At 65.3% G+C, this 5,381-nt stretch carries 6 protein-coding genes; 3 read left to right on the forward strand and 3 right to left on the reverse strand.

Features of this window, described 5'->3' with window-relative positions; all coding sequences use genetic code 11:
* The 3 genes from AC1DYX_RS27065 to AC1DYX_RS27075 all read left to right on the forward strand — a co-directional run.
* The coding region (locus AC1DYX_RS27065; protein WP_477264646.1) for a lipoyl protein ligase domain-containing protein at nt 1–372 on the forward strand (372 nt) is incomplete at its 5' end.
* A gap of 24 nt (nt 373–396) precedes the next feature.
* On the forward strand, nt 397–1,401 hold the full coding sequence (lipA, locus tag AC1DYX_RS27070) for a lipoyl synthase (RefSeq protein ID WP_477264648.1): 1,005 nt from the start codon (nt 397–399) through the stop codon (nt 1,399–1,401).
* Between the two features lie 214 nt (nt 1,402–1,615).
* Nucleotides 1,616–3,604, forward strand: a complete 1,989-nt coding sequence (locus AC1DYX_RS27075; RefSeq protein ID WP_477264650.1) for a helicase-related protein — start codon at nt 1,616–1,618, stop codon at nt 3,602–3,604.
* A gap of 15 nt (nt 3,605–3,619) precedes the next feature.
* On the opposite strand, the gene AC1DYX_RS27080 is transcribed toward AC1DYX_RS27075, so the two are convergent.
* The 3 genes from AC1DYX_RS27080 to AC1DYX_RS27090 all read right to left on the reverse strand — a co-directional run bounded on the left by AC1DYX_RS27080 (nt 3,620) and on the right by AC1DYX_RS27090 (nt 5,262).
* The gene (locus AC1DYX_RS27080; protein ID WP_477264653.1) at nt 3,620–3,835 is read right to left on the reverse strand and encodes a hypothetical protein; all 216 of its coding nucleotides are present in this window, start codon (nt 3,833–3,835) and stop codon (nt 3,620–3,622) included.
* A 42-nt stretch (nt 3,836–3,877) separates the two neighbouring features.
* Nucleotides 3,878–4,510 carry a hypothetical protein gene (locus AC1DYX_RS27085; RefSeq protein WP_477264655.1) on the reverse strand — a complete coding sequence of 211 codons (633 nt, stop codon included), beginning with the start codon at nt 4,508–4,510 and terminating at the stop codon, nt 3,878–3,880.
* 227 nt (nt 4,511–4,737) lie between these two features.
* On the reverse strand, nt 4,738–5,262 hold the full coding sequence (locus AC1DYX_RS27090; protein ID WP_477264657.1) for a TlpA disulfide reductase family protein: 525 nt from the start codon (nt 5,260–5,262) through the stop codon (nt 4,738–4,740).
* Nucleotides 5,263–5,381 lie beyond the last annotated feature (119 nt).

The raw sequence follows: 5,381 nt of genomic DNA on the forward strand, positions 1-5,381 counted from the left end.
ATCGAGCAGGCCGTGATCGATGTGCTGGCGGCGTATAATCTCGCGGGTGAACGCGTCGACGGCGCGCCCGGCATCTATGTCGCCGACGGACCGCGCAAGGGCGCCAAGATCGCCGCGCTGGGCCTCAAGGTGCGCGGCAACGGCTGCACCTACCACGGCGTCTCGCTGAACGTGGCGATGGATCTGTCTCCATTCACCTGGATCAACCCGTGCGGCTATTCCGGCCTGGCCACGGTGGACATGAAGACGATGGGCGTCGACGTGCCGCTGGCCGACGTGCAGCAGGCGCTCGCCGCCGCGCTCGTGCAACACCTGTCCACGGCACCCATCAATCAAGACGCAGCGGTCGCGCAGGCCGCAACGACCAACTGAACGCCCTTGCGGGCAGAGAGCCTTATGACTTCCGAAACCGATACCGGCAGCGCAGCAGCAGAATCCGCAGCAAATGCGTATAACGCGAGCGAAAAACAGAAGGGCGCGAGCAAGACCTCGCGCATCCCCATCAAGATCGTGCCGCTCGAGCAACACGAGCGTTTGAAAAAGCCGGACTGGATCCGCGTGAAGGCGGCGAGCCCGTCGTCGCGTTTCTACGAGATCAAGGACATCCTGCGCGCCAACAACCTCGTCACCGTGTGCGAGGAAGCCAGCTGCCCGAACATCGGCGAATGCTTCGGCAAGGGCACCGCGACCTTCATGATCATGGGCGACAAGTGCACGCGCCGCTGCCCGTTCTGCGACGTCGGCCACGGCCGCCCGGACCCGCTCGACGTCAACGAGCCGGGTAATCTTGCCAAGACCATCGCCGACCTGCGCCTGTCGTACGTCGTGATCACGTCGGTCGACCGCGACGACCTGCGCGACGGCGGCGCCGCCCACTTCGTCGAGTGCATCCAGAAGACGCGCGCGCTGTCGCCGAACACCAAGATCGAGGTGCTCGTGCCGGACTTCCGCGGCCGCCTGGAAAAGGCGCTGGACATCTTCGCCGACGGCCTGCCGGACGTGATGAACCACAACCTGGAAACCGTGCCGCGCCTGTACAAGGAAGCGCGCCCGGGTGCCGACTACCAGCACTCGCTCGTGCTGCTGCGCGACTTCAAGGCCAAGTACCCGAGCGCCGTGACGAAGTCCGGCCTGATGGTCGGCCTGGGCGAGACGGACGAGGAAATCCTGGAAGTGATGCGCGACATGCGCGCGCACGACATCGACATGCTGACCATCGGCCAGTACCTGGCCCCGTCGAACTCGCACCTGCCGGTGCGTCGTTACGTGCATCCGGACACCTTCAAGATGTTCGAAGAGAAGGCGTACGAGATGGGCTTCGTGCACGCGGCCGTCGGCGCGATGGTGCGTTCGTCGTATCACGCCGACCAGCAGGCGCACGAAGCGGGCGTCGCCGCGTAAGCATTTCCTCCGATTCAGGGCGCGATCGATCATCGGTCGCGTATCCCGCGTGGGCACGGGGTAGCCACCCTACCGTAGGGTGGGCGGCCTCCGCCCACGCGTTCCACCGGCGCTCGCCGACCCGAACTTCTTTTCTCCCGCGTGATTTGCCGAACGGTGTTACATCACCGCGTGCGTTATATTCGCGCCATCGACCAGCCGTGCACCCAAGAACATGAGCGAACACCACCACCGTACTTCCCCCTCCGACGACGACACCCAGGACGACGACGCCTTCCTCGAACGCGAGCTCGGCCTGTCCGCGCGCGGCGTCGAGCTGGTTCGCATGGAAGGCCGCGTCTTCCTGCGCTTCGCGGGCGCCGTGCGCGTGGATGGCCTGCACGTCGAGTACCGCCTCGTGCCCGCGCGCGGCGTGCTGGCCAAGCCGAGCAAGTGGCGCAAGATGGATTTGCAGGCCCGGCGCGAGCTGGTCGAGGAGCGCGCCACGCGCGACGCCGTCGACGACCTGAACCAGGAAGTCGAGGAATTCGTGCGCGAGATCGCCGACCAGGCGGACGAGTTCGGCTTCGACCCGATGCTGTTCCTGCACGTGCTGGAAGAGCTGKAGACGTCCGAGCCGGCCGAGTTCGTGTTCGACCGCATCCGCCAGCGCCTGCTGCACGCCGGCGAGCGAGAGCAGGAAGAGCGCCACGCCGCCCGCACCAAGGAAAGCATCAACCTGGCCGAATACCCGGCCTCGTTCGAAGTCGCCAGCAAGATGGCGCGCCGCTTCATCGCGCTGCTGGGGCCGACCAATTCCGGCAAGACGCACCGCGCGATGGAACACCTGGCCCAGGCCGACAGCGGCGTCTATCTCGCGCCGCTGCGCCTGCTGGCGCTGGAGAACTACGAACGCCTGCAGAACACGGTCGATGCGGATGGCGAACCCATCAAGGTCAGCCTGGTCACGGGAGAAGAGCGCCGCCTGGCCGAGGGCGCGACGCACGTCGCCAGCACGGTCGAGATGCTGGACACGAAGACGCCCGTGCAGGTGGCCGTGATCGACGAGATCCAGATGCTGGCCGACCGCGACCGCGGCGCCGCCTGGACGGCGGCCGTGTGCGGCGCGCCGGCGTCCGTCGTGTACCTCGTCGGAGCGCCAGAAGCGCGCCGGGCGATCGAGGCGCTGGCCGAGCGCCTGGAGTGCCCGCTCGAAGTGCACGTGCTGAAACGCAAGGCACCGCTGTCGATGGAAGCCGGCGCCGTGCGCAAGCTGAGGAACCTGAAACGGGGCGATGCCGTTATCGCCTTCTCGCGGCGCGAGGTGCTGATGTGGCGTGACATGATCACGGAGATGGGCCTGTCCGTCGCCACCGTCTACGGCAATTTATCTCCGGAAGTGCGGCGTGCGCAGGCCGAGCGTTTCCGCGAGGGACAGGCCGACATCGTCGTCGGCACGGACGCCCTCGCGATGGGCCTGAACATGCCGATCCAGCGCATCGTGATGACGACGGCCGTCAAGTACAACGGCTACGAGGAAGAAGAAATCTCCGCCGCGCTGGCCAGGCAGATCGCCGGCCGCGCCGGCCGTTATGGCGTCCACGAGGAAGGTTTCGTTGCCGGCTACGATGACGACACGCACGAGACCATGCGCTCGTTGATGAAGGAAAAGATCCCGCCCGTGCCGGCCAGCGGCTTCGCCGTCGCGCCATCGCTGGAGCAATTGCACCGCATCTCGTCCGTGACGGGCGAGACGTCGCTGGTGAAACTTTTAAAGCGCTTCGTGCACAACATCGACGTGCCGGACGGTTTCTTTTATCCGCGCATCACCGAGGAACAGAACGAGCGCGCCGAGTGGCTCGATACGCTCGACCTGAGCGTGGCGGAAAAATTCACGATGTCGCTCGTGCCCATCTCGACCAAGGTGCCGACGCTGGAAAGCGCCTGGTCGCACTGGGCGCAGTCGCTGGCAAAACGAAAAGTCTGCAGGTTGCAACCTCATCCGCAGGAATTGTTTTGGCAAACCCTGCAGGAAGTCGAGGACACCTGCCGTATGTATTCCGCGTATGCCTGGCTCGGCTACCGCATGCCGGAATTCTTCCCCAGCATCGAGGAAGCGCAGACGTTGGCGCGCGAGGCGTCGGAGCGTGTCGATGCCTTGCTTCAGCAGCAGAATGCGGCGACCCGCAAGCGGCAGGCGCGCAAGGAGCGCGCGCGCTGGTAGGCGCGGCCCTGCCCGTCAGTCGGGTTTGCCTGCCCGGACTTGCCCCACGGCTTCCATCCACTCGTCCCACAGGGCCGGATCGCTCGCCTGGCCGTCGTCGCCCAACCGGTAGCCGGCCAGCAGGTCGGCCAGGTCGAGCGACTCCGTCAACTCGACTTCGCGTTCGAGGAAAGCCAGCATGACCCGGTAGGCCTGTTCGACCGTCAACGTTTGCGCGCTTGCATCCATCATTGCCTCCATGTCGATGGTGTGAGCTTACGCCGATGCACGTCGCTATGGCATGCAGTAGGACGCGATGCCGGAATCGCCCGGGCCGGCGGCGGCGACGTCGGCCGGCGGATAGCCGTTGCCCAGCGCCAAGGTCTGGCCGCCTTCGTAGCGCAGGCTCAACTGGTCGCCGGAATAGTCGGGCAGGGCGCGCGGCACATAGATGGCGAAGCGGTATTCCAGGTGCGCATAAAAGCCATGACGGAAGACCTGGCTGGACGGGCCGCGCTGGAGCTCCGCCGCGATCGCATTGGCGAGTACCTGCGTGTCGAAGCGGCTGTTGACGTCGGCCGTGTCGTCCAGCCGCAGCGTATAGGGCTGCAGGGGACCGTAGCGGCGGCCCGCGAACTGCACGCGCAGGCGGTCGACGTCGAAATAAAAGCTGGGGATGTTGGCGCCGCTGACGTCCAGGCCGCACAACAGGAACACGGCCCAGAACCCGTGCGAATCCAGGGGCAGCACGGCGTGCACGGGCGCGCGGTTGGGCAGCTCGACGGGGTTGGTGAAATCGATCCGGTGGACGTTGGCAACATGCTGGTAATGCAGCACCACGGTGTTGCGCAGACCGGTATCGACGGTGGTGCAGCCTGCGGCCATCAGCAGGCCCGGTACGAGGGCATACGTGATCAGCTTGCGCATCGGTTCCTCCTTTTGCCGGCGACAGTGTGGAACAGCGCTGGCGGGCGCGTCAAGCTTGGTCCGAACAGGACGATGAAGTTTGCGGGAGGTCAGCGGTGCGCAGTGTTGACCGTCGCGTTGCGGATAGCCGTAGGGTGGGCACCATGTGCCCACGCGTGACGTGTGCGGTCCGCCGGCGTAACGCGTGGGCTCGTTTCATTTGGGGCCCCCGACCCCAAATGCCCACCCTACGATTTCAACGACTTTTGCAATAAGGCGTGCAACGCCGTGAAATCCGGCTCGCCGAGGTAGCGCTTGAGGATCTTGCCATCCTTGCCGATGACGAAGGTGGTCGGCGTCATGTTGACGTCGCCGAACTGCTTGGCCAGGTCGCCGCCGGAATCGAGCGCCACCTTGAACGGCAGCTTGCGCGTCTCGGCGTAGTTCAGGACGTAGTTCGGCGGATCGTCTTTCATCGCCACCGCGACGAATTCCAGGCCGTCCTGCTTGAACTTGTCGTACGTCTCGACCATCTGCGGCATTTCCTTCACGCAGGTGGCGCACGACGTGGCCCAGAAATTGATCATCACGACCTTGCCGCGCAAGTCCTGCGTGCTGATCTTCTGGCCGCTGATGGTAATGAACGTGACGTCGGGCGCCTGCTGCTGCTGGCTGAACGTGGCGAAGCCGATGCCGGCGATCGCCAGTACGGCCGCGCCGATGACGGCCGGCTTGACCCAGGTGCGTCTGACGCTGGTAGTGGGAGCGGTCATGGTTGGTTCATCCTGCAATGCCCATCAGGCGACATCACTCATTATAGAACCGCTGCCGGCGCCTTGCCGGCAGCGGTCATGCACGATTTACGTGCCCTGCGGCTGGGGTTGCACCGGCT

The organism is Massilia sp. P2_C2, assembly GCF_056404615.1.